Annotated in this window: 28 protein-coding genes; 19 read left to right on the top strand and 9 right to left on the bottom strand. The window is 60.2% G+C overall.

Features of this window, described 5'->3' with window-relative positions:
* The first annotated feature begins 28 nt into the window (after positions 1 to 28).
* From ASD54_RS27125 to ASD54_RS02085, 4 genes are all read left to right on the top strand, one after another.
* Positions 29 to 358: a hypothetical protein gene (locus ASD54_RS27125; RefSeq protein ID WP_062552935.1), complete on the top strand. Its 330-nt coding sequence runs from the start codon at positions 29 to 31 to the stop codon at positions 356 to 358.
* Between the two features lie 612 nt (positions 359 to 970).
* Complete coding sequence (locus ASD54_RS02095) at positions 971 to 2,554, top strand: AMP-binding protein (RefSeq protein ID WP_062552933.1); 1,584 nt, start codon at positions 971 to 973, stop codon at positions 2,552 to 2,554.
* 10 nt (positions 2,555 to 2,564) lie between these two features.
* Positions 2,565 to 2,816 (top strand): phosphopantetheine-binding protein, encoded by a 252-nt coding sequence (locus ASD54_RS02090; protein ID WP_162249528.1) that lies wholly within the window; start codon positions 2,565 to 2,567, stop codon positions 2,814 to 2,816.
* On the top strand, positions 2,813 to 3,817 hold the full coding sequence (locus ASD54_RS02085) for a hypothetical protein (protein WP_062552931.1): 1,005 nt from the start codon (positions 2,813 to 2,815) through the stop codon (positions 3,815 to 3,817). Before ASD54_RS02090 ends, ASD54_RS02085 begins: the two co-directional genes overlap by 4 nt.
* Before the next feature lie 7 nt (positions 3,818 to 3,824).
* Here ASD54_RS02085 and ASD54_RS02080 read toward each other — a convergent pair whose 3' ends face one another.
* Together ASD54_RS02080 and ASD54_RS02075 are read right to left on the bottom strand one after the other, a co-directional pair.
* On the bottom strand, positions 3,825 to 4,127 hold the full coding sequence (locus tag ASD54_RS02080) for an alkylphosphonate utilization protein (protein WP_062552930.1): 303 nt from the start codon (positions 4,125 to 4,127) through the stop codon (positions 3,825 to 3,827).
* 128 nt (positions 4,128 to 4,255) lie between these two features.
* Complete coding sequence (locus ASD54_RS02075) at positions 4,256 to 4,606, bottom strand: HNH endonuclease signature motif containing protein (protein ID WP_062552929.1); 351 nt, start codon at positions 4,604 to 4,606, stop codon at positions 4,256 to 4,258.
* A gap of 392 nt (positions 4,607 to 4,998) precedes the next feature.
* On the opposite strand from ASD54_RS02075, the gene ASD54_RS02070 reads away from it, so the two are divergent.
* The 5 genes from ASD54_RS02070 to ASD54_RS02050 all read left to right on the top strand — a co-directional run bounded on the left by ASD54_RS02070 (position 4,999) and on the right by ASD54_RS02050 (position 11,064).
* Positions 4,999 to 6,285 (top strand): MFS transporter, encoded by a 1,287-nt coding sequence (locus tag ASD54_RS02070; protein WP_062552928.1) that lies wholly within the window; start codon positions 4,999 to 5,001, stop codon positions 6,283 to 6,285.
* A gap of 102 nt (positions 6,286 to 6,387) precedes the next feature.
* Positions 6,388 to 7,908: an ABC transporter substrate-binding protein gene (locus ASD54_RS02065; RefSeq protein WP_062552927.1), complete on the top strand. Its 1,521-nt coding sequence runs from the start codon at positions 6,388 to 6,390 to the stop codon at positions 7,906 to 7,908.
* Positions 7,909 to 7,913: 5 nt separating this feature from the next.
* Entirely contained in the window at positions 7,914 to 8,840 is a 927-nt protein-coding gene (locus ASD54_RS02060; protein ID WP_312222910.1) for an ABC transporter permease, read from the top strand.
* Positions 8,837 to 9,670: an ABC transporter permease subunit gene (locus tag ASD54_RS02055; RefSeq protein ID WP_062552925.1), complete on the top strand. Its 834-nt coding sequence runs from the start codon at positions 8,837 to 8,839 to the stop codon at positions 9,668 to 9,670. The genes ASD54_RS02060 and ASD54_RS02055 overlap by 4 nt, the downstream gene beginning before the upstream one ends.
* The gene (locus ASD54_RS02050) at positions 9,667 to 11,064 is read left to right on the top strand and encodes an ATP-binding cassette domain-containing protein (RefSeq protein WP_062552924.1); all 1,398 of its coding nucleotides are present in this window, start codon (positions 9,667 to 9,669) and stop codon (positions 11,062 to 11,064) included. The genes ASD54_RS02055 and ASD54_RS02050 overlap by 4 nt, the downstream gene beginning before the upstream one ends.
* Before the next feature lie 45 nt (positions 11,065 to 11,109).
* Here ASD54_RS02050 and ASD54_RS02045 read toward each other — a convergent pair whose 3' ends face one another.
* Genes ASD54_RS02045 through ASD54_RS02035 form a run of 3 tightly spaced genes read right to left on the bottom strand, consistent with a single transcriptional unit; the run spans position 11,110 to position 13,158 of the window.
* A complete protein-coding gene (locus ASD54_RS02045; protein WP_062552923.1) occupies positions 11,110 to 11,907 on the bottom strand; it encodes a VOC family protein in 798 nt (265 codons plus the stop codon).
* Between the two features lie 29 nt (positions 11,908 to 11,936).
* Positions 11,937 to 12,407 carry a DUF1579 domain-containing protein gene (locus tag ASD54_RS02040; RefSeq protein ID WP_062552922.1) on the bottom strand — a complete coding sequence of 157 codons (471 nt, stop codon included), beginning with the start codon at positions 12,405 to 12,407 and terminating at the stop codon, positions 11,937 to 11,939.
* Between the two features lie 22 nt (positions 12,408 to 12,429).
* On the bottom strand, positions 12,430 to 13,158 hold the full coding sequence (locus ASD54_RS02035) for a thioredoxin family protein (RefSeq protein ID WP_062553231.1): 729 nt from the start codon (positions 13,156 to 13,158) through the stop codon (positions 12,430 to 12,432).
* 59 nt (positions 13,159 to 13,217) lie between these two features.
* Here ASD54_RS02035 and ASD54_RS02030 point away from each other — a divergent pair, with 59 nt between their 5' ends.
* Positions 13,218 to 13,664 (top strand): MarR family transcriptional regulator, encoded by a 447-nt coding sequence (locus tag ASD54_RS02030; RefSeq protein WP_062552921.1) that lies wholly within the window; start codon positions 13,218 to 13,220, stop codon positions 13,662 to 13,664.
* On the opposite strand, the gene ASD54_RS02025 is transcribed toward ASD54_RS02030, so the two are convergent.
* Together ASD54_RS02025 and ASD54_RS02020 are read right to left on the bottom strand one after the other, a co-directional pair.
* Entirely contained in the window at positions 13,657 to 14,418 is a 762-nt protein-coding gene (locus ASD54_RS02025; protein WP_062552920.1) for an RES family NAD+ phosphorylase, read from the bottom strand. The genes ASD54_RS02030 and ASD54_RS02025 overlap by 8 nt on opposite strands.
* Complete coding sequence (locus ASD54_RS02020; RefSeq protein ID WP_062552919.1) at positions 14,378 to 14,755, bottom strand: MbcA/ParS/Xre antitoxin family protein; 378 nt, start codon at positions 14,753 to 14,755, stop codon at positions 14,378 to 14,380. The genes ASD54_RS02025 and ASD54_RS02020 overlap by 41 nt, the downstream gene beginning before the upstream one ends.
* Positions 14,756 to 14,886: 131 nt before the next feature.
* On the opposite strand from ASD54_RS02020, the gene ASD54_RS02015 reads away from it, so the two are divergent.
* The 3 genes from ASD54_RS02015 to ASD54_RS02005 are packed head-to-tail and all read left to right on the top strand — an operon-like array spanning position 14,887 to position 16,047.
* Complete coding sequence (locus tag ASD54_RS02015) at positions 14,887 to 15,474, top strand: YqaA family protein (RefSeq protein WP_062552918.1); 588 nt, start codon at positions 14,887 to 14,889, stop codon at positions 15,472 to 15,474.
* Between the two features lie 49 nt (positions 15,475 to 15,523).
* Positions 15,524 to 15,778, top strand: coding sequence for a type II toxin-antitoxin system prevent-host-death family antitoxin (locus ASD54_RS02010; RefSeq protein ID WP_062552917.1), 255 nt, complete (start codon positions 15,524 to 15,526; stop codon positions 15,776 to 15,778).
* Positions 15,775 to 16,047, top strand: coding sequence for a Txe/YoeB family addiction module toxin (locus ASD54_RS02005; RefSeq protein WP_062552916.1), 273 nt, complete (start codon positions 15,775 to 15,777; stop codon positions 16,045 to 16,047). The genes ASD54_RS02010 and ASD54_RS02005 overlap by 4 nt, the downstream gene beginning before the upstream one ends.
* A gap of 18 nt (positions 16,048 to 16,065) precedes the next feature.
* On the opposite strand, the gene ASD54_RS02000 is transcribed toward ASD54_RS02005, so the two are convergent.
* Together ASD54_RS02000 and ASD54_RS01995 are read right to left on the bottom strand one after the other, a co-directional pair.
* Entirely contained in the window at positions 16,066 to 16,893 is an 828-nt protein-coding gene (locus ASD54_RS02000) for an aldo/keto reductase (protein ID WP_156379046.1), read from the bottom strand.
* Positions 16,894 to 16,985: 92 nt separating this feature from the next.
* Positions 16,986 to 18,167, bottom strand: coding sequence for an MFS transporter (locus tag ASD54_RS01995; RefSeq protein ID WP_062552914.1), 1,182 nt, complete (start codon positions 18,165 to 18,167; stop codon positions 16,986 to 16,988).
* Positions 18,168 to 18,274: 107 nt separating this feature from the next.
* Here ASD54_RS01995 and ASD54_RS01990 point away from each other — a divergent pair, with 107 nt between their 5' ends.
* The 6 genes from ASD54_RS01990 (at position 18,275) to arsB (ending at position 22,696) form a co-directional block, all read left to right on the top strand.
* Positions 18,275 to 19,180 carry a LysR family transcriptional regulator gene (locus ASD54_RS01990; RefSeq protein WP_062552913.1) on the top strand — a complete coding sequence of 302 codons (906 nt, stop codon included), beginning with the start codon at positions 18,275 to 18,277 and terminating at the stop codon, positions 19,178 to 19,180.
* 90 nt (positions 19,181 to 19,270) lie between these two features.
* Positions 19,271 to 19,432 (top strand): hypothetical protein, encoded by a 162-nt coding sequence (locus ASD54_RS26380; RefSeq protein WP_156379017.1) that lies wholly within the window; start codon positions 19,271 to 19,273, stop codon positions 19,430 to 19,432.
* A gap of 183 nt (positions 19,433 to 19,615) precedes the next feature.
* Positions 19,616 to 20,503, top strand: a complete 888-nt coding sequence (locus tag ASD54_RS01985) for a branched-chain amino acid aminotransferase (protein ID WP_062552912.1) — start codon at positions 19,616 to 19,618, stop codon at positions 20,501 to 20,503.
* A gap of 253 nt (positions 20,504 to 20,756) precedes the next feature.
* The gene (locus ASD54_RS01980; protein ID WP_062552911.1) at positions 20,757 to 21,116 is read left to right on the top strand and encodes a metalloregulator ArsR/SmtB family transcription factor; all 360 of its coding nucleotides are present in this window, start codon (positions 20,757 to 20,759) and stop codon (positions 21,114 to 21,116) included.
* Positions 21,117 to 21,128: 12 nt separating this feature from the next.
* On the top strand, positions 21,129 to 21,653 hold the full coding sequence (locus tag ASD54_RS01975) for an arsenate reductase ArsC (RefSeq protein ID WP_062552910.1): 525 nt from the start codon (positions 21,129 to 21,131) through the stop codon (positions 21,651 to 21,653).
* A 5-nt stretch (positions 21,654 to 21,658) separates the two neighbouring features.
* Positions 21,659 to 22,696, top strand: a complete 1,038-nt coding sequence (arsB, locus tag ASD54_RS01970) for an ACR3 family arsenite efflux transporter (RefSeq protein ID WP_062552909.1) — start codon at positions 21,659 to 21,661, stop codon at positions 22,694 to 22,696.
* Positions 22,697 to 22,728: the final 32 nt, after the last annotated feature.

Raw genomic sequence — 22,728 nt, 5'->3', positions numbered from 1 at the left:
CAGCTTCGCCTCTAATGGTATCGGCACCTTGATCACCATAAAAAATGTCATTGCCAGTGCCACCCCAGAGCTGATCGTTTCCAGCTCCGCCTATGAAGACATCATTTCCAGCGCCACCATACATGATGTCGTTGCCGCCATCTCCCGCAAGCGTATCGGTGCCCGCTTCACCGTACAATGTATCATCGTCCGCTCCGCCATTGAGGGAATCGTTTCCATCGCCTCCATAGAGGATATCGACCCCGTTTCCGCCATCGAGCAGGTCATTACCGTTGTAACCATAGAGTGTGTCATTGCCCTCACTACCGTTGAGGCTGTCAGGATAGATGCTTCCGTGGATCGTATCGTTGCCGCCTAGTCCGTTGACAGTGAGCCATGCCTGATCAGCTGGCCAAATCGAAGGGGGGCATACGAATAGGCTCGATAATCCAGGGTGTTGTTGTTGTTATCTCCACTGAAACTTGGCATTCTATTCTCCTTGGTGACCGGCGAACCATTTCGCCGGTTTCGAGCGGGCGTGGCAGGTGTGCTGTCCAGGCTTTGACCTGCTGCGCCCGAAGTCTTGCTGCTGCTTTCAAGCAGCGACATCTTTGCGACCTTTGGGTCGGCAAATCGGCGAGCTCATCATAATGTTGAATGCAACCGACATACAATCGATTTTGATGTGTTAATGCAATTTAAGAGGGTATTGATTTAGTTGATTTGGATTTTTGCCTAAGAAGGCGCCGCCACGTTCCGTGGCCAGCCAGGTGGCAAACCAGATCGGCCGGGCGCTGGTGCGCGGCATTCTGGGCAGCTTGAAGCGGTGGGGGTTTCGTCAAAGTTGTATTAACCACACTCGCTGAACACGCATTCGTCATCCCGCGATCCGTATCGCGGGTGGATCCGGCAAACGTGATGTTTAGGGAATCTCGCTAGAACGCTGCTCACAACTTCATGGCAACCAAGGCTCTGGGCGGAGGCGGATCTGGTGGTGGACTTCAATAGTGCGAGCGGTTTCTTCCGGTCCACCGTGGCGCATGCGGACCGGCTGTTCTATTCGGATGCTTCCCGCAATGTGAGCTATGGCCAGATGGGCGAGACTGTCCGCCGCCTTGCGGGGCATTTCTCGCAAAAGGGGCGCCCCAGGCGCGTGGGCATTCTGGCAACCCGCAGTTTTGAAGCTTACGCAGGCATTCTGGCCGCTGGCTTTGCCGCTGCCGCCTATGTGCCGATCAATCTCAAATGGCCGGAAAGCCGCATTGTTACGCTTCTCGGCCTCATGGAGCTTGATGCGCTGGTCGCCGATGTCAACGGCGCCTCCCTGCTGACGCCGGATGTGCTGGCTGCTGCGCCCGATTGCATCGTGATTGCCGATGCCGCGAAGAAGCCCGCGCCCTCCCGCTCGGGCCAGCATATCGTGCATGTATCGGAGATCGAGGCCAAACCTCTTGTTCATCCGGTGCCGGTGGAAGCCGACGATCTCGCCTATATCATCTTCACATCCGGCACGACGGGTCTGCCCAAGGGTGTGATGATCTCTGCCGGATCGCTGGCGAATTATCTTGCTGAAAGCCGTAGCTGGACGGCGCTGACGCCGGACGATCGCCTTGCCGAAACCTGTGACGTCACCTTCGACCTGACGGTGCACAACCTTTTTCTTTGCGTGGAGGCGGGTGCCTCGCTCCATATTCTCTCTTCGCTGGAAATGATGGCGCCGGGGCGTTTCGTCCGGGCGCGGGAAATCACCGTCTGGATGTCAGTGCCAACGCTGATTGCCATGATGCGGCGCAATGGCTCCCTGAAACCCGGCATCTTTCCGAGCCTTCGCCTCTCCATCTTCTGCGGTGAACCTTTGCCGGTGGCCGCGGCTGAAGCCTGGGCGGCAGCAACGCCCAATGGTGTGGTTGAAAACATTTATGGCCCGACAGAAGGCACCGTCATCTGTATGCGCCAGCGGCTCACAGTCCCGCCCGTGGAAACAAAGGGGCGCGGCATTCTGGCCATCGGCAAGCCCTATGACAGCATGGAAATCGCGATCCTCGATAGCGAGCAACAGGTGCTGCCGGATGGCGTTCCGGGTGAAATTGCGCTCTCCGGCCCCCAACTGGCCATTGGCTATCTCGGCGCACCGGAACAGACGGCGGATCGCTTCCGCACTATTCGTGGCAAGCGCTGGTATCTGACGGGTGATCTGGGCATGCGGGATAAGACCGGCACCTATCATCATCTCGGTCGTACCGATAACCAGGTGAAGCTCAAGGGCAACCGCATTGAGCTGGAAGAGGTGGAGGCGCATCTGCGAACGGCCGCCGAAACGGATGTGGTGGCGGTTGTCGCCTGGCCGGTGGTGGATGGCTCGGCGCAGGGGCTGGTGGGCTTCTGCTGTAGTGACAAAGCCGCAAGCGAGATCGAGGCGGCGATGCTGCAATCCTTGCCGCGCTACATGGTGCCATCAGAGATCCGCATCCAGAACAGCTTGCCGGTCAATATCAACGGGAAAGTCGACCGGCGCGCCCTGTTCCAGCAGTTGGAAGAGGCAATAAAGGCAGCAAGATCCGATGCAGCCGAATGAAGGAAAAGACATGAACGAGACGCCAAACGCATCCATTCGGGCAATGGTGATGAACCTTCTCAGCGAGCGGGGTATCGCCGAAATCACCGGCACTGAGCCCCTGTTTTCGTCGGGTCTTCTGGATTCCGTGGCGGCGACCGAGGTTCTTCTGGCGCTGGAAACCGATTTTGGCGTCGATCTGTCGGATGAGGATTTCGACATCACCCAGATCGACACGCTGGCAAGTCTCGAACACTTCGTGGGCTCCCGGACGCCTGCATGAAGCTTCGCTCGATCAATCCGTCCGAGGCCTCTGCTGCTGCTGCGCTGCTTTCAGCCGGTTTCTCCTCTCTGTCTCATTCGGAATGGGCGGAGACGGTGCAAAAACTGCTGAACTACGCAGCAGGCCGGAGCGATGGCGTGATTGGCCAGATTGCGGAGTTGAAAGGGCAGGATATCGGCATCTGCCTCATGATCCCGAGCGCGCCCGAGGCGTCGGACGGGAAAGTTCGCAAGCGCATCAATGTCGCTGCTTTCTATCTGGCTCCCGGCCATGAATGGAGAACGACGCTCTTCATGCGGCGTCTCCTGACCGAGACGGATGTCGAATACACCGATCTGACGGCCTCTCCCTCGATGCGCGACATCAATCGACGCATCGGCTTTGTCGATCACTCCGAGGGCATGATCATCGTCGCAACGCCCATGGTCTCCATGCAGCCCGCGGCATCCGGCATTTGCCTGCTGTCGCTGAAAGAGGCAGAAGCGGAAGCTGTTGCACTGTCTGATAACGATCGGCAGGTTTTGCACGATCATCAGGCGCTGGGTTGCGCCGCCTTTGTGGTGGTGGCGGAGCAGGGCAGGGCGCATCCGCTCATCCTGGCACCCAGTTCACGGAAAGGAATTCCGGGCATGCGGGTGCTGCTGGCGCGGGATCGCGCGCTGTTGCGGTCGGTTCTTGGGCCTCTTGGCCGTTCCATGGTCCTGGGCGGCAAGACCTATATCGAGTTTGATGGAGCCGAGGCGGATATGCCTGCGGGCGCTCTGTTCCGACCGTCTGCCGCGCCCGTCCAGTCGACCCGTCACGAGGCGGGAACGGCGATAGATCACACCTATTCCGAATTCGCCTTCATACCGCCAACGCGGCTGCGGGCGGCGGTTCGCATCTACGAACATCGCATTCGCACCGAGGCGCACAGCCTGTCGCTGCAGGCCACCAGTGCCGCTATCTCCCACCCCGCCACCGGCTTTGCGCTCAAGGTGGCGGAGATTTCGGGTCTTTGAAAGCCGGTTACCGCTTGCGAACAAATTCCGTCCGCAGCACGAGACCCTTGATCGCATCGTGACGGCAGTCGATTTCTTCCGGGTTGTCCGTCAAGCGGATGGAGCGAATAACAGTGCCTTGCTTCAGGGTCTGTCCGGCGCCCTTGACCTTGAGGTCCTTGACCAGCACGACGCTATCGCCATCCGCGAGAACATTGCCGGAGGCATCGCGTACTTCTGAAGCCTTCGCCGCTTCGGCTTTCAGTTCCGAAGCTGGACGCCAGTCGCCGGTCGCCTCGTCATACACATATTCATCGTCATCGGCGGCCATGGCGCTCATCCTTCATTGGTAAATCTGATGAGGGGCCTTAAGCCGCGGCAGACCTCGCTGTCAAAACCTCATCGGGGAATTGACAGGAAAAGCAGCCCGTTTCTGGCTTTTGTCAAATTCTAAGACACTCACCAGCGGTTCTGACCCTTTTCCTTGCGGCGATTGCTGCGGCGGGTTCCATCGAAGAATCCGGGTGGCTTCCTGGCGACCCACGCCGCGAATTTCGCCATTTCCGGGTGGGACAGCAGGGCTTCCGCACTGGCATAGGTAGTTTCAAGTTCGACTTCAGAAAACAGGGCATGGATCTGCCGGTGGCAGATGCGGTGCAAGGTCTGGGTAACCCGCCCGCCACGACTTTTCGGCACGAGGTGATGCTCGTCGCGCTGGTCTTCGGGAATGTCACGGCCGCAGATCGGGCAGATCACCTCCTGCGGCGGCTTGTACCATTCGGGAACCTTTTCCCTGTGCTTTCTGGCCATGGTCGATCCTGGAACGATCCTTCTCATCCTGTGGGATATATGGGGCTCTGCGGAACCTGTTGCAAATGGACTGGTCCGCGAACTCCAGGGAACATACACGACACGAACGGCTGCACTTTCAGACAAACCCCTCCCCACAAGGGGGGGAGTACCCTCGCATTCTCGGCGGCCACCCGGCTTGCGAGGTCCAAATTTCGTGAGGTCTCAGGGTAACGGCATGCTCGACCTGCTCCCTCCCCCTTGTGGGGAGGGTCGGGGAGGGGATCTTACAATCATGTTGTGTACTGTGGTTTCAGGATTCCGCCGTGCACCAATTTCATTGACCTTGCGGCAGGTTCCGGCTCTACACCTTTCTGCCCCTTGTTCTAAGTGCTGAGGGGTGGAGACATGGCATGGATCAGCAATCCTCTCACCGAACAGCGCCTGAAGATGATGAGCCGACCGCTACCGGCTGGCGTCAGATCCTTGGTGCGCCTTACGGTCTGCGTCTGCTTGCCATTTCAGCCGGTATCGGCCTGCACGCCTTCAACGAGGTGGCGATTGCCCCGGTTCTGCCCATTGCACTGGAGGCGCTGGGCGGCATTGCCTTCCTGCCATTTGTCTATGCGGCCTTCTTTGCCTTTGTGATTGTCGGCGGGTTATCAGCCTCGCCATTGCGGCGACGGTTCGGCGCGCGCCTGGCGCTCTCCGGGGCAGGGGTCATCTATCTGGTGGGAATCTTCATCCAGTTCACCGCCCTCAATGCGCCCATGCTGCTGGCGGGTCGTGTCGCGCAGGGGCTGGCCGATGGCTGGATTGTCGCTCTGTCCTATTCGCTGATTGCCGATCTCTTTCCGCCAAAACTTGTGCCACGCATCTTTGCCGTGGAGGCCGTGCTCTGGGCCGCAGCCGCCGTGCTGGGGCCGTTCGCGGGTGGGCTGACGGTAGAGCATGTGGGTTGGCGCGCAGCGCTGGCGGTCAGTGTTCCGGTTGTTGCCCTGTTCTTCATCGTCATGCCCTTTGCCCTGCCGAAGGAGAAACGCGCCGAGACGCCCGTGACGCCGCACAGGCTCATCCCGCCGCGCCTGTTCACCGTCTCGTCCACGGTCGGCTGCGGCAGCTGGCTGCTGTTTCTGATGATGAGCGCGCAAAGCGTCTCCACCGTATTCCTCGCCTATACGCTGCATCACCGGCTGGGGCTTGCTCCGGTCAAGGTCGGGCTGGTTCTCATCACGCTGTCGATGAGCTGGAGCGTGGCGGCTATACCCATCGGCGGGATCGACAATCTGGCCATGCGCCAGCGCATCATGCGCATTGGTCCGCTTTTGCAGATCTGTGGCGCGGCCCTCGTCTCGAGCGGGCTTTACACGCTCGTCCTGCCTTTGGTTCTCGTCGGTCAGGTGTTCAACGGCGTAGGCTTTGCCATGGCTTTTGCCAGTGCCAGCCATGCCGTCATCGAAGACGCGGATCCCGAACATCGCATGACGACAAGTGCCCTTCTGCCCTCGCTGGAAACCAGCGGCTTCGTCTTCGGCTCCAGCGTCATCGGCGGGCTGGCATCCCTGTTTGGCGCGCAGGCCCAGCTTTCGGCACAGACCCCGACATCTGCGATCTTCTATCTCTGGGGTGCGTCCGCCTGCCTTTCGGGACTGGCCTTCTTTGCGGCCAAGGGCGTGACGGTGAAGCTGCGCCAGGACTGACAGTCCGCAATCGCCATCCACATTTTCCCGGATTTCACCCCATGGACAACGCCTGATTTGCTGTTTATGAGCAACGTAATTGTATAACATTTATGGTGACTCATGTTCAGAAACCTCATGGCAGGCGTTGCTGTCAGTCTTCTCTTTGCAAATTCATCGGTCTTCGCGGCGGAAGATCGCGTGGTGGATGTGGTTGCGCCCTTCGAGATCACCGGTCTCGATCCGGCAAAATCCGGTGATGTTTTCCTGCGCATGGCGATTGTGGAAACGCTGGTCGAGGCGGATGCGCAGGGCAATCCTGTTCCCGCACTGGCCAAGCAGTGGACTGTTTCGGAAGACGGCAAGACATGGACCTTCACGCTTCAACCGAATGTCCGCTTCCATGATGGGTCCGCGCTGATGGCAGAAGCGGTTGCCTCCGCGCTCAACATTGCCCGCGCCAAGCCGGGTCTTCTCAGCAAGGCGCCGATTGAGGCCATCACGGCAGAAGGCGAGGCGGTGGTGAAGATCACGCTTTCGAAGCCTTTCGCCCCGCTTCTGGCTTTCCTCGCCGAAAGCCGTGCCCAGATCCTCGCGCCCGCATCCTATGCTGGCGCTGATGTCAAATCCATCATCGGCAGCGGCCCCTTCAAGCTGACAAAGCTGGAAGCACCGCAAAGCCTCGCGGTCGAGCGCTTCGATGGCTATTGGGGCGCAAAACCTGAGATCGAGCAGGCCCGCTATCTGTCCGTCAGCCGCGCTGAAACCCGCGCCCTGATGGCCGAAAGCGGTGACGCGGATTATGTCTTCAACCTCGATCCGGCCAGCCGTACCCGCCTTGCCAAGAGCGACAAGGTGAAGCTGCTTTCGGTGTCCATTCCCCGCAGCGTGCTGATCAAGCTCAATGCCGGCCATGCTTTCCTGAGCGATGTGAAGGCGCGCGAGGCTTTGAGCCTTGCCATAGATCGTGAAGGTCTCGCCACCGCCATCCTGCGTTATCCCGCAGCGGCCACGCAGCTTTTCCCGCCAAGCCTTGGCATCTGGCATGATGCATCCCTTTCTCCGCTCAGCTACGATCCGGAAAAGGCTGAGGGCCTGCTCGCCAGCCTTGGGTGGAAAAAGGGCCCCGATGGCATTCTGGTCAAGGATGGCAAGCGTTTCGCGCTGACCCTCACCACCTATCCGGATCGCCCCGAACTGCCTCTGCTGGCGGCGGTCCTGCAGGAGCAGTGGAAAGAAATCGGCGTCGAGGTGACGATCAATTCGACCAATTCCAGCGAAATCCCCGCCAGGCACCAGAACGGCACGCTGGAACTGGGGCTGATGGCGCGCAACTTCGCCCTCGTGCCGGATCCGATCGGCACCATGCTCTCCGATTACGGCCCGACGGGTGGCGATTGGGGCGCGATGAACTGGACGAACGCAAGCTTCCAGCAGGCGCTCGACGGGCTGACGCGCATTGCCGATGCCAGCCAAGGCGAGACGCTTCGTCATCAGGCGGTTGCGGCGATCCAGGCAGACCTGCCGGTCATCCCCGTTGCCTGGTATCAGCAGACAGTTGCCGTCTCGCCAAAGCTGGAGAAGGCTGCCATCGATCCGTTCGAGCGCACCTTCGGTCTTGAAACCATGCGGTGGGGCAAGTGATGCGAATGATCCTAAACCGTCTGCTTCAGGCGGTTCTGGTTGCCTTCACGGTGGGGCTCCTGACCTTCATCATGATCCGGCTTCTGCCCGGCGACGTGGCGTATCGCATCGCGGCGGGGCGCTATGGCTATGATGTCGTGGATAGCGCGGCGGCAGCAAAAGTGGCTGCCGAACTGGATCTCAACAGACCTGCCATCGAGGCCTTCGGTCTGTGGCTCTATGATCTGGTGCGACTTGATCTCGGCACCTCGCTGGTCAGCGGGGAGCCGGTTTGGGATGAGCTTGTGATGCAGCTTGGCCATACGCTTCAACTGGCTGTCTCGGCCATTCTGCTATCGCTGTTGATCGGCCCGCCACTTGGCATTCTTGCCGGTCTCAATCGCGGCGGCTTTCTGGATCGCGGCCTGATGCTGGTATCGACTGCGTTGAGGGCTTTGCCGCAATTCGTGGTGGGTCTGGGGCTCATCGTCATCTTCGGGCTTATGCTCAACCTGTTGCCGACGGCTGGCCATGCCCATGGCAGCCATCTTGTCCTGCCAGCTTTCACGCTGGCGCTCGGGCTTGCGGCTGTGTCCGCTCAGGTGGCGCGGGATGCCATGGCAGAGGTGGCGCAATCGCAGTTCTACCGCTTTGCCCGTACCAAGGGCCTGCCGGAATGGCAGGTCTTTCGCCGCCATGGCCTGCGCAATGTGGCGGTGCCCATCGTCACCTATCTTGGTGTGCAGTTCATCTATCTGGTGGAAGGCGTCGTCGTGGTGGAAACCCTGTTTGCCTGGCCGGGCATTGGCCACGCGCTGGTGCATGCCATCTTCGGGCGCGATGTGCCTGTCATTCAGGGCGCCGCTTTGGTCATGGGGCTGATGTTCGTGGTTCTGAACGCGGCGGTCGACGGCTTTTGCTACATCATCGATCCGCGCCGGAGGGATGCATGAGCAGTCTCGTTTCCACGCAAACTCCCGCCTTGCGGTTCTCCCTGCGCAAGTCGCTTGGCCTCTTCATACTCGCAGGTCTCGTGGTCTTTGCTTTCTTGCCGTTGATCATTGGCGGCGCCGATCCGCTGAAGCAGAGCCTGCGGCTTTCGCTACAGCCGCCATCCTCTGCCGCATGGTTCGGTTACGATCATCTGGGCCGCTCCATGGCTGCACGGCTGGCTGCGGCCTTGCGTCTATCGCTGGGGCTGGCGCTGCTTTCAGTCGTCACGGCCATGGTGCCGGGCATCCTGCTTGGCGTTCTGGCAGCATGGCGCGGCGGCTTCATTGATCGAGCCATCGGTGCCGTGTCGGAATCGCTTCTGGCATTGCCCGGCCTTCTGCTTGTCCTGATGCTCACGGCCATCGTGCCGGATAATCCGGCCATGCTTTACCTTGGCATTTCGCTGGTGCTGTGGATCGAATATTTCCGCGTGACGAGGGCACTGGCACGTCCCATCCTCAATTCACCTGCGGTGGAAGCCTCGCGCCTTCTGGGCTTCGGTCCGCTCTATATTCTCAAGCGACATGTCTGGCCGGAAATCTCGGCTATCCTCCTGCGGCTCGGTGCATTCGGTGCTGCTTCCGCGATCATGGCCATTGCAGCCCTTGGTTTCGTCAGCGTCGGCGTTCGTCCGCCCACGCCTGAACTCGGGCTCATGATGATCGAGCTTCTGCCTTACTATGAGGAAGCACCGCATGCGCTGCTGCAGCCCATCGCCGTGATTTTCCTGATGGTTCTGGCCCTGCAATTGCTGGCGGGCAGGCAAAATTCCGGAAAGGAAACGGCATGAGCACGCTGATGGAAGTGCGGGATGCAGCCGTCCATACGACAGAGGCGCAGTTGGTACAGCCCTTTTCCTTTGTTCTGGAAGCGGGCCGTCCCTTCACCATTCTGGGCGAAACCGGATCAGGCAAAAGCCTGCTGGCGCAGGCGGTCATGGGGCTGCTGCCAGAGGGTTTGATGGCGTCCGGCCAGCTCAGCATCGAGGGTGAAACGCTCGATCTTGGCCGTCCCGGCAGCCAGAAGCGGCTCTGGGGGCGAAAGGTCAGCATCCTGCCGCAGGAGCCGTGGCTGGCGCTGGACCCTATCATGGCGGCGCAAGCGCAGGTGGAGGAAGGCTATCGTTTCCTGCGCAACGAAGAGAGTGATGTGGCCCGCAGGTCTGCCACGCGCGACCTTCAGCAACTGGGTGTCGCGGAGGCGAGGCGAAAGCTTCCGGGCCAATTGTCTGGCGGCATGGCGCAGCGCGTCGCCTTTGCCGCAGCCCGGGCGGGCGGTGCGCGCATCGTCATCGCCGATGAACCGACCAAGGGGCTGGATGTCGCCCGCCGCGATGAGGTGATCGAACTTCTGATGCGGGAGGTTAGGGCAGGCGGATGCGTGCTGGTGATTACCCATGATCTGGCACTTGCCCGCCAGATGGGCGGCGATCTCGCCGTCATGCTGGAAGGCCGGATCGTGGAGCAGGGGGAGGCGCTGGAGGTTCTGGCGCATCCGGCGCATGACTATACCAGGCGTCTGATCGCCGCCGATCCTGAAAACTGGCAGACACTGGATGTCGAAACATCCAGCGTAGGCGCGCCCATTCTTGAGGCGACAGGCATAGGCAAGACACGCGGCGGCAAGCAGCTGTTTTCCGGCGTCGATCTCACGATCCGTCCGGGTGAGATCATCGGGGTGACGGGACCGAGCGGGTCCGGCAAAAGCTCGCTGGGTGACATTCTCCTTGGCCTGCTGAAACCGGATGCGGGTCAGGTGCAGCGGGCAACCGGGATCTCGATCCATCGCTACCAGAAGCTCTATCAGGATCCACCAGCGGCCTTTCCGGCGCGGGCCACACTCAAGCAAAGCCTTGCCGATCTCGTGGCTCTGCATAGGCTGGAAGAGGTGCGCATCGCACCCCTGATGCAGCGTTTGCGGCTTGCAGAACATCTGCTGGATCGCCGGCCGGATCAGGTCTCCGGCGGAGAATTGCAGCGTTTCGCCCTGCTGCGGGTGTTGCTGCTCGATCCCGTTTTCCTGTTTGCCGATGAACCAACGTCGCGGCTCGATCTCATCACGCAGCAGGAAACCGTGGAGCTTCTGGTGGAACTGGCGCGTGAACGCGGCTGCGCTCTGCTGCTCGTCAGCCACGATACGGCGCTGATCGAAAAGACCTGCGACCGCACCATCTCGATCGGCTGATGAAGTCATGGCCGCCGAACGCGTTTGCGGCGGCCATGGTTCGCCTTACGATCCGGCAGACACCAGCGAAAAATGCGCGCCTTGCGGATCGATGGCATTTATGATGAAGCTGCCACCCGGCACTTCCTGTGGCCCGAAGATGACCTTGCCGCCAGACGCTTCGATGGTGGTCACGGCCTGCTGCACGGAAGGCACGTTCACGTAATAGGCCCAGCACGGCACCGGCACCTGCGGCGGCCTTGTCATCATCCCGCCGATCGGCTGGCCGTTATGGGCAAAGATCAGGTATTTGCCCATGTCGCCCATATCCATGGCGTGATCCAGCGCCCACCCGAAAACCTTGCCATAGAAGGCGAGCGCCTCTTGCGCCTCACCCGCATAAAGCTCGTGCCAGCCGAATGTCCCCGGCGTTCCCATGGCAGCCATGGGCGGCGGGTTGTCCATTGGCTTGGGTGTCATGATGCAGATCACCGCCCCGTGCGGATCGGCCACCACGGCGAAGCGACCGACATCGGGAATGTCTTCTGCTGGCCGGCGAACGGAACCGCCTTCGGCTTCGAATTGCCGGACAGTCTCATCCACGTCGTCCACGCCCACATAGCCGGTCCAGTTCGGCGGCATATGGCCTGCCATCTCGGGTGGGATTGTCATGAAGCCCGCAACACCGCAGTCCTCGTCACCTGCGCGCGTATCGAAAATACCGTATTCGAAACTGTCCGCCCCTGGCATGGGCATGCGTTTGGCACTCCAGCCCACGACCTTTGCATAGAAATCGCTGGCGGCCTGCATGTCGGTGGTCATCAATTCGCACCAGATGAATTTTCCATGGGCTGTCGATGGCATGTCATCTCCTCTTGTGGGGCAGGGGATTTTTAGGAAAGGCGGCGGTACTCGGCCCGCATGAACTCATTCCAGCTTCCATCCGGCTGGCGGGCGCTGGAGGTAAAGACACGGGTGTCATCATCCGTGAAGGTAATCTGCTCCCGATAATCCTGCATGACAGCGGGATCACCGAAACTCGGGCCGTTGGTGTAGAGGCTCAGGCTCTGGCCATCGGCGGAAAGCTCCCCTTCATACACCCACATGTGTTCCATCATGCTGCCGATCCAGCTTCCGGTGTATTTACCGGTCCTTCCATCATGCCCGAGCGTCAGCTGGGTGGTCGCTTCCTGCCCGTTGGGCATCCGGCCCTGGCCCTCCGCCAGAAACCATATGCCATGCAGAGAGCGCACGGTCTCGACCCAGTCCGATCCGTCAGACATCTCGGCCGCTGACACCTGCCAGCGTCCGACGAGCCGATTGAGAAACGCGTGTTCCTCGCGGGGTTGCGGCATTTCCATCATGTCGGTCTCCTCCCGTAGTCTGTTAATGGCAGCAGCCACCGGTTTTCGGCGCCGTCTCATATTCGTCATGGCGCTTGATGAAGTTCATCGTTTCGCTTTCATTGCGGCCAAGCGGTGCCGTATCGAGGATCATCATGGTCGCCAGCCATTCCTCGCCGCCGCGCGCATAGGACGAATAGGTATGGAAAATCTGGCCCTGCCCATCACGATAGAAGGCGGATTGACCGGGCAGTTCGTCATGCGCCTGCGGCGTCGGGGTCTCACGGAAATTGTAGAAGACAGAGCCTGATGCGAGCTGTTCGGGCGTGAACGATACGCCGAAATCATAATTGAAGCGCGATCCGAAGGATGAGACCCACGGGAATTTCCAGCCCATGCGGCGCTTGTAGGCTTCGATCTTCTCCAGCGGCGCGCGCGATACGCACACAAGTGTCACATCATGGTGGTTGAGATGCGCAAGCGTGCCGTCCAGATGATCGGCGAGGAAGGAGCAGCCCTCGCACCCTGCCTCCCAGTCCGGCCCGAACATGAAGTGATAGGTGATCAGCTGGCTGCGTCCGTCGAACAGGTCGCTCAGGCTCTTCTCGCCCGTCGGCGTCTGAAAACGGTAATCCTCCTCCACCTTCACCCAGGGCAGCGCCATCCGCTCGCGGTTGATGGCATCACGCAGACGGGTCATTTCCTTTTCGCGAACCAGAAGCTGCTTGCGCGCCTCCAGCCATTCCTCGCGGCTTGCCACTGCATGCTCCATCGCTGCCTCCTCGGACTGGATCATCTTGACAAATAGGTTGATATCAACATATATAAGCCATGTCAAATGAAGTTGTGATTCCTTTTTCGACAACCATTCATGTTCGCGATACCTGCCTGTGTCTGCATGCGCAGCGGGCGGCACGTGCCCTGGCGCGCCGGTTCGATAATGCCCTGCGGCCCGTCGGTCTCACAAACGGGCAGTTTTCCATGCTGATGTCCCTGAACAGGCCGCAACCGGCAACAATGAGTTCGGTCGCCTCGGTGCTGGACATGGACCGCACGACCCTGACGGCAGCCTTGAAACCCCTGCAGAGGCGAGGGCTGATCGAGGTGCTGACCGACCCTAAGGATGCCCGCAGCCGGCTGCTGAAATTGACGGAGGAGGGGCTGCTTCTTCTTCAGCGCGCTTTGCCGATCTGGACGGCAACCCACGCACAGGTGGATGAGGATCTGGGCGAGGGCGGCTCCGAGGCGCTGCGGCAGGGAATGGCCAGGATTAGGTGAGGCGGCTGGCGATCCGCGGATCCTGCGCAAAATCATCCAGCCGAAAACCGATGCGCTGGCGCGGGAAGTCGCAAAGCGCCTGCACATGGCGGGCGGAGAAATGAATGCGCCAGCTCTGGCGCTCCACCGGCTCGCGCTTCGCAAAGCCTTTGGCCGTCAGGAGCGCGATGTTCATGCCACGGGCCGGATCGCGCACCGAGCGGTACAAGAGAGCCTCGATGCCTGCCGTTCGTGCGCTATCCGTCAGCGTCTGACAGGCGCTGTACTCTGTCGGATGCGTCCAGAGCAGATCGTCCTCGGACAGTGGCGGCGCTGAAAGGTCGAGACCTGCCTGCGTGCTGATCTCAGCTGCAAAGGCAGTATAATCGGCAGCATTCGCCGGAAGTGGCGTCAGCGGAGATTCGGCAAAGAACAACAGTCGGTAAAATGCCATCTCCGCCACAGCGGTCGATACGGCTTTGGCTGCGTAGAAGACGCCCGGAGTTCGGCCCGCACGGCGAAAGCGGGAGCCATGGGGGTAGATCGCACCGTAGCGAAACGGCGTGGCCAGCAGATAGTCCAGTCCGATTGCCTCCGGCGGAAGAACGGGCTTTGTGGCCTCCAGCAGGCTTTCCAGAAGCGCCTGTTCATCCACCGTATCCACCAGTTTCATGGTCGATACCTGATGCTGCGCTTCCACCAGTCGCCAGAAGCGGCCCTCGATGGGCTGTGCTTCAGACGAGAGCGCGTCGGGCGTCCAGATAGGCAAGGACATCGGTCAAACCTGCAATCGTGAGAATACGGTCGATCGGCACGCCACCGAGCGCGCTGTTTTCGTTGCGCATCCAGGCGCGGGCCACGCCTTCGTCGCCCCCGGTGATGGCATCCAGCGAGCGGAAGAGGCGGATGAACAACAGGGCCAGCTCGAACGATTTCTCTTCAGGAGAAAGTGTCAGGTCACCGCGCTTGAGGCGCGAGATCGAGGCCTCGGATAGGCCCAGAATGCGACCCAGCAGACGCCCCCGTATTTCCAGCCGCTCGCAGGCGCGCAGCACCGCTTTTGACACCACGACACTGGCGGTTGACGGGTTTTCTCTTTCTGGCGAAACCATTGTGCTCAATCCTTTCCACTGAAAGGTAGTGTGGCTTCCAATCTTTGGCAAGCCCCATCGTCAGGGGCAATCACCTTGCAACGCCGTTCATCACCCTCTAAGGCGGCGGGGTCATTCTTCGAGGAATTCCCATGCTGCGCAAACTCTACGCCTGGACCATGGCGCTCGCTGCCCGCAAGGCTGCCGCGTGGTGGCTCGCCATCATCGCCTTCGTGGAAAGTTCCTTCTTCCTCGTGCCCGCCGATGTGCTTTTCGTACCCATGGTACTGGCGAGGCCAAAGCGCGCCTATCTCTATGCGGCCATCGCAACGGCGGCATCGGTGCTGGGCGGAATCCTGGGCTGGATGATCGGTCATTACGCGTTCGAGACGATCGCAAAGCCGGTTCTCGCTCTCTACGGCAAGCTCGATACCTTTGATGAACTGGCCGCGTCCGTGAACTGGGAAACGATCCTCCTGCTGCTCGTCACCTCCGGTGCCGCGCATCTGCCACCCATCAAGGTGGTGACCATTCTTTCGGGCGTCGCAAATTTCAGCCTGTTCTGGTTCATCGTCTCGGCCATTGTCGCTCGTGGCGCGCGCTTCTTTGCGCTGGCCTGGCTTCTGAACCGCTATGGCGAGGAAATGCGCCACTTCATCGAAAAACGCCTCAGCCTCATCACCGGCATCGCGGCCGTTCTTCTCATCGCGGTGTACCTGGCCTACCACTTCCTGCGTTGACGTGTTGCCATAATATATGTACAGATTTCTGTACATAAAAAGGTGACCTATGCCTCACGTTCGCTTCACGGAATTCCGACAGAACTTCGCCTCGCATTTTGATGCGGTGCTCGAATCGCGAGCGCCGCTTCTGGTGACGCGTCAGGGAGCGGAATCCGTGGTCGTCATCGCGGAAGGCGAATTTGAGAGCATGCAGGAGACGCTGCATCTTCTCTCCAACCCTGCGAACGCGGATCGCCTGCGTGAGAGCATGGAGCAGTTGGCTGGCGGCAAGGTGATCGAGCGGGATCCGACCGGCGAATGAAACTGGTCAGGACCGAACATGCCTGGGCGGATTATGAATTCTGGGTTGAGAGTGATCAGGCAGTGGTCCTGCGCATCCATCAACTGATCAAGGACATGAAACGGTCGCCCTTTTCCGGGATAGGTAAGCCGGAACCGTTGAAAGGCAGTCTCTCCGGTTTCTGGTCCCGCCGCATCACTGCGGACCATCGCATTGTTTATAATGTTTCAGGCGCCGGAGAAGACCAGCGCCTGCAAATCATTCAGTGCCGATATCACTACGTGAAGTGAGATCGACCGCTCCCCCGCTCAATCCCAATGGGGCGGACGCAGGTGACCGGGGTTGACGATGCGGCCATCGGGCCTTGCCAGTTTCGCGATCTCACCCATTTCCGCGTCCGTCAGATCGAAATCGAAGATGTCGAAATTCTCCTGAAGGCGCTCCACGGTCGCCGTTTTGGACAGCGCGATGACATCCTTCTGCTGTACGGCCCAGCGCAGCGCCACCTGTGCCGCCGTCTTGCCATGGCGCGAGCCGATGTCTTTCAGCACCTCGTCCTTCGGCACGCGGCCATCCGCCATCAGATAGTAAGCGGTCAGGGAAATGCCGTGTTTGCGGGCGGCTTCCAGCAGTTTCGACTGGTCGAGATAGGGGTGGAGTTCCACCTGGTTGGTGGCGATCGGCGCATCCGAAAGCTTTGCCGCTTCCTCCATCATGGCGATGTTGAAGTTGGAAATGCCGATATTGCGCACCTTGCCCGTCTTTTTGACGGCGTTGAGGCTCTCCATGCGGCTGGCCAGCGGCACATCGCTTTGCGGCCAGTGCAGCAGAAGCAGGTCCACATAGTCCGTCTTCAGCTTCTTCAGGCTTTCATCCACGGATGCGGCAAAGGCATCGGGTGCAAATTTGTCGACCCAGACCTTGGTGGTCAGGAAAATGTCGCCGCGGGCCACGCCGGATTGCTGGATGGCAGCGCCGACCTCGGCCTCGTTGCCATAGATCTGCGCCGTATCGATGTGGCGGAAGCCAAGCTCGATCGCCTTGGGAACGACGCGCATGACATCTTCGCCCGGCATGCGGAAAGTGCCGAAGCCGAGCGCCGGGATATTGGCGCCATTGGCGGTAACGGTCTCAATCATATGTACCTCGTCAAACATGGTGGTGAAAAAGGGGCCTTTCGGAAGGCCGGAATGGAACCCGTTGTAACTTGGGTTCCAGATCCGTCAGGTCAAGCCGTGGGTCTCGCAACGGCAACCTCGGGCGCATCCTGGCTGCCGCGCATGGCAAGCCACGCAACGATTACGGCAAGCACCGGGAAAACAACCGCGACATAGGGCACGGCGGCCAGACCCGGCCCATGGTCGATGGCATAGCCACCGGCCCAGGCGCCCAGTGCATTGCCCAGATTGAAGGCGGCAATGTTGAAGCTGGACACTAGCACTTCGCCTGCACCCTTCGCCTTGCCCATCACCCACATTTGCAGCGGCGCAACGGTGGCAAAGGCGGCGATGCCGGTCAGGCCAACGATCAGCACGCTGGACCAGCCCGAGGCGAAGAAGAGCGGCATGAGCCCGAGCGACAGGCCAAGCGCGATCAGCGTGACCGTCAATGTCCTGCCGAGATTGCGATCAGCCAGTTTTCCACCCAGAATATTGCCGATGATCATGCCGCCGCCGAATACGAGAAGAATGGGCGAGACGGCGCTGTCCGAAAGACCGGCCACCTGTGTCAGAAGCGGCGCGATATAGGTGAAAACGGTAAAGACACCGGCATAGCCGAACACCGTCGTGGCAAGGCCCAGCAGAACCGGCAGGCGGCCAATGGCACGCAGGTCCGCCCGCCAGTCTGTGACGTCAGGTGCTTGGTCGTCCTTCGGCAACAGGGCGGCGATGACCAGCAACGCGGCGATGCCCACGAGACTTACGGCCCAGAAGGTGGAGCGCCAGCCCAGTGTCTGGCCAAGCCAGGTGCCGAACGGAACGCCCAGGACGTTCGCAACCGTCAGGCCGGTAAACATGACCGCAATGGCGCTGGCACGCTTGTTTTCTGCAACGAGGCTGGTTGCCACCACGGAGCCGACGCCGAAGAAGGTACCGTGCGCAAGCGCCGTTACCATGCGGGCTACCATCATCAGCGAATAGGTGGGGGCAATGGCGCAGACAATGTTGCCGATGATGAAGATGACCATCAGGCCGAGAAGTACGCGCTTGCGCGGCATGCGCGCAGTCAGGATTGTCATGATAGGCGCACCGAAGACCACGCCAAGCGCGTAGCCGGAAATCAGCAGTCCGGCCTGCGCAATGGATACGCTAAGGTCAGCCCCGATTTCCCGCAGCAATCCCATGATCACGAATTCAGTGACCCCGATTCCGAAGGCGCCCGCAGTCAGGGCGTAGAGAGCGATAGGCATAATCGAACTTCCTATTGTTCGAATGAAAGGATGTCCGGGAGATAGCCTTGCTGGTTCTTGTGAACTAGAATGCCGGATAGAACATCACCTGTGACATAGAGGCACAAATGGCGCGACTGGATGTCAACCGCTCGGCGGAAATGGAGGTCTATGTGGCCGTGGTGGAGCAGGGCGGCTTTTCAGCTGCTGCGCGCGCACTTTCCCTGACGCCGTCTGCCGTCAGCAAGCTGATCTCTCGTCTGGAGAGCCGCCTGAATGTGCGGCTGATCAACCGTTCCACGCGCCAGTTCCGGTTGACGCCGGAGGGCCGGGAGTTCTACGAGCGATCCGCCTCCATTCTCGCCAGTATCGAGGATGCGGAACGCGCCGCGGCTTCTGCAGTGGAAGCGGTGGGTCGCATTCGCCTCAACACCAGTTCCGTCTATTTGGCACACCGGCTCAATCCGCTTCTGCCGAAGTTTTTGGCACGCTTTCCGGGCGTAACGCTCGATATCGCCCAGACCGATACGGTGGTAGACTTGATGGCCGACCACACGGATATCGCGGTTCGCACCGGCCCGCTGAAGAGTTCCAGTCTCATTGCCCGCAAGCTGGGCGAGACCCGTCTCACGGTGGCGGCGTCTCCCGCCTATCTGGAGCGGCATGGAACCCCGCTCCACCCGGATGAGCTCTCCCGGCACAATCTTCTCCGATTCGGCTATAGCCGTAGTGTCCGCGACTGGCCGTTCCGCGAGAGAGATATCGAAATCGCCGTCACCCCATCCGGTCGCGTGCAGGTCAATGATGGCGAAGGCATGCGCCAACTCGCGCTGGCGGGAATAGGCATCGTGCGCATGGGCTCGTTCGTGGTGGCGGACGATATCCGGGCGGGGCGACTCGTGCCTCTGCTGGAGGAGTTCAATCCGGGCGACCGCGAAGAATTCTACGCCGTCTATGTCGGCCAGAAAGGCCCGCTTCCCTCGCGTATCCGCGCACTTCTCGATTTTCTGGCGGAGCATGGCCGCGTCGAATGAGGTGGCATTTGACGCAACGCATGGCAAGCACCGAATTTGTGCCGCATAAGCATGCGAAGACGCGTGTTCGATGAATGAGAAACGAGGCCTATGCGTATTACCTGGTTCCTGTTGCTTGTGGCTCTCATCGCCATTGTCATGAGTATCCCGATGATCGACCGCCAGTTCAGCTCGGCAAGAATATCCGGCCAGAACTCCGGCCAGGATTCTCCACTCCTGCCGCAGCCGCAACAGCATCAGCGCCAGCCGTGATGGTGATCGATCACTCAGGCTGATAGGTCTATGTGTGCGCCTGACCGATGGAGGCGGGAAATGTCCGGATTTTCCGCTTTGGCGCAATTTTCTTTCAATCAAAAAATCAGCGGCAAAAAATTCTTGACCCTCCCGTCTCACGGGCATTCAGTGGCGTGAAAACGGTATCCGAGGAGAAGAAAAATGTCCGTCAACACAGCGCCCCGCAGCACCACCTGGACCTTCGTCGATGGCGAATGGATCAGCGGTAACCCGCCGCTCATCGGCCCGACATCGCATGCCATGTGGCTGGGCTCCACGGTGTTTGACGGCGCGCGTTGGTTCGACGGCATCTCGCCGGATCTCGATCTGCATTGCCAGCGCGTCAATCGCTCCGCCATCAACATGGGCATGAAGCCCACCAAGACGCCGGAAGAAATCGAGCATCTGGCGCTGGAAGGCGTGAAGAAGTTCGATGGAAAGACCGCCATCTACATCAAGCCCATGTATTGGGCCGAGCATGGTTCGCCCTTCTCCGTCGTCGCTGCCGATCCGGAATCCACCCGCTTTGCGCTTTGCCTGTTCGAAGCACCCATGCACACCGCCCAGCCCAGTTCGCTGACGGTATCGCCCTTCCGCCGCCCGAACCCGGAAGTCGCCATGACATCCGCCAAGACCGGCAGCCTCTACCCCAATAGCGGGCGCGCGATCATCGAGGCAAAGAACCGCGGGTTCGACAATGCCCTGATGCGCGACATGAACGGGAACGTGGCGGAAACGGCCTCCTCCAACATCTTCATGGTCAAGGATGGTGTCATCATGACGCCGGTTGCCAATGGCACCTTCCTCTCAGGGATCACCCGTTCGCGCGTCATCGGCCTGTTGCGCGCCGCCGGTCACGATGTGCGCGAATGCACGTTGACGGTGGAGGATTTCAAGGCCGCCGACGAGATCTTCACCTCCGGCAACTATTCCAAGATCGTGCCGATCAACCGCTTGGACGACCAGCAGTTCCAGGAAGGCCCCATCGCTCGCAAGGCACTGGAGCTTTACATGGACTGGGCAAAGTCGGGCAAGAAAGCCGCGGCTTGAGCAAGAGTTTGGAGGCGCCTGCGCGGCGCCTCAGACTGCTGACAATTCTGCCTACCACCCGCGACGTCATCCTCGGCCTTGTGCCGAGGATCTACTGACGTCCAACAAAATCAAGCGTTTGTAGATGCTCGGGACAAGCCCGAGCATGACGGAAACTCGCTGAAAGCCCTTTATGAATAAACTGGCGCTACCACGAGTCGCCTCCCTCGCTTTCAGCATTGACACGCCCAAACATATCCATTAATCTGGATATATGGATGAGAAAAACGTAATTGATGCGCTTGGCGCACTGGCGCAGTCCACGCGGCTGCAAACCTTCCGGCTCCTGGTTTCCAGAGAACCGGAGGGCATGGCGGCGGGTGAAATTGCCAAAGCGCTGGATGTGCCGCAAAACACCATGTCCGCCCATTTGTCCACGCTGTCGCAGGCTGGTCTGGTTCTGGCCGAACGTCAGGGCCGCTCCATCATCTACCGCGCCGATCTTGATGGATTGCGTGCCGTGACGCTGTTTCTGCTGAAGGATTGTTGCGGCGGAAACTCCCAGATCTGTGCTCCCATCATCGCCGAACTCACGCCCTGCTGCGCGCCGGGTGCAAACACCAAGACCTGCTAGAGACCGGATATCATGACCGAAAAAATCTATAGCGTGCTGTTCCTCTGCACGGGCAATTCCGCGCGCTCTATTCTGGGCGAGGCCATTCTCCAGAAAGAAGGGCAGGGGCGTTTCCGTGCCTTCTCAGCGGGCAGCCAGCCAAAGGGCGAAGTCCATCCGCTGGCTCTGAAAACGCTTGCGGCGCTGGACTACCCGCATGAAGGGTTTCGCTCGAAAAGCTGGGATGAGTTCGCCGAACAGGGCGCGCCCGAATTCGATTTCATCTTCACTGTCTGTGATAATGCAGCAGGGGAAGCCTGCCCGGTCTGGCTTGGTCATCCGGCAACGGCCCATTGGGGCATCGAGGATCCGGCTGCCGTGGAAGGCACGGAGGCTGAGAAGCTACAGGCCTTCGCCAAGGCCGCCCGTTTTCTGAAGAAACGCATCGACGCCTTCGTCAATCTGCCTCTGTCCTCTCTGGACAAGCTCGCGCTTCAGGCGAAGCTGAAGGAAATCGGCGCCCTGGAAGGCGCTACCTCCGGTAACGGTAAAGGCTGAGCATCGTGTCGACCTTCGAAAGATATCTCACCCTCTGGGTCGCCCTGTGCATTGTTGTCGGCGTAGCGCTCGGACATGCTTTTCCGGCAGTGTTCCAGTCAATCGGTGCGCTGGAAGTGGCAAAGGTCAATCTGCCGGTTGCGGTTCTCATCTGGCTGATGATCATTCCGATGCTGTTGAAAATCGATTTCGCCGCCTTGAGAGAGGTCGGTCAGCACTGGCGTGGTATCGGCGTTACGCTGTTCATCAACTGGGCGATCAAGCCCTTCTCGATGGCGCTGCTCGGTTGGTTCTTCATCGGCTGGCTGTTTCGACCCCTGCTTCCGGAAACCCAGATAGACAGCTATATCGCGGGCCTCATCCTGCTGGCGGCGGCTCCCTGCACAGCCATGGTGTTCGTCTGGTCGAACCTCACCAAAGGTGAGCCGCATTTTACGCTGAGCCAGGTAGCGCTGAATGACGCGATCATGATTGTCGCCTTCGCGCCCATCGTCGCCCTGCTGCTCGGTCTGTCCGCTATCACCGTGCCGTGGGATACGCTTGTCCTGTCGGTCGCGCTCTACATCGTCATTCCGGTTGTCGTTGCGCAGGTTATCCGTCGTGCGCTGCTGGCCGGGGGTTCGGGGGATCCGCTGGACAGGCTGCTGGCACGTCTTGGCCCGCTGTCGCTGGTAGCGCTGCTCGCTACACTCATCCTGCTCTTCGGCTTTCAGGGAGAACAGATCATCGCGCAGCCGGGCGTCATCGCGCTGCTTGCCGTGCCGATCCTCATTCAGGTCTATCTGAACTCGGGTCTCGCTTATCTTCTCAACAGATGGTCGGGCGAGAAGCACTGCGTAGCCGGCCCCTCGGCGCTGATCGGGGCATCGAACTTCTTCGAGCTGGCGGTCGCCGCCGCCATCAGCCTGTTCGGCTTCCACTCAGGGGCCGCTCTTGCAACGGTCGTCGGTGTGCTGATCGAGGTGCCGGTCATGCTGACCATCGTCTGGATCGTCAATCGCTCGAAGGGCTGGTACGAAGCCTCGCCCCGCGTCGCGAGATGAATCTCTTTCCCCGCCTGCCGTCGTGACAGGCG

Source organism: Rhizobium sp. Root149, assembly GCF_001427345.1.
In the GTDB taxonomy this organism is placed as follows: domain Bacteria; phylum Pseudomonadota; class Alphaproteobacteria; order Rhizobiales; family Rhizobiaceae; genus Neorhizobium; species Neorhizobium rhizoryzae.
Note: the sequence above shows the minus strand (reverse complement) of the source record. Positions and strands in the feature narration are given on the sequence as shown.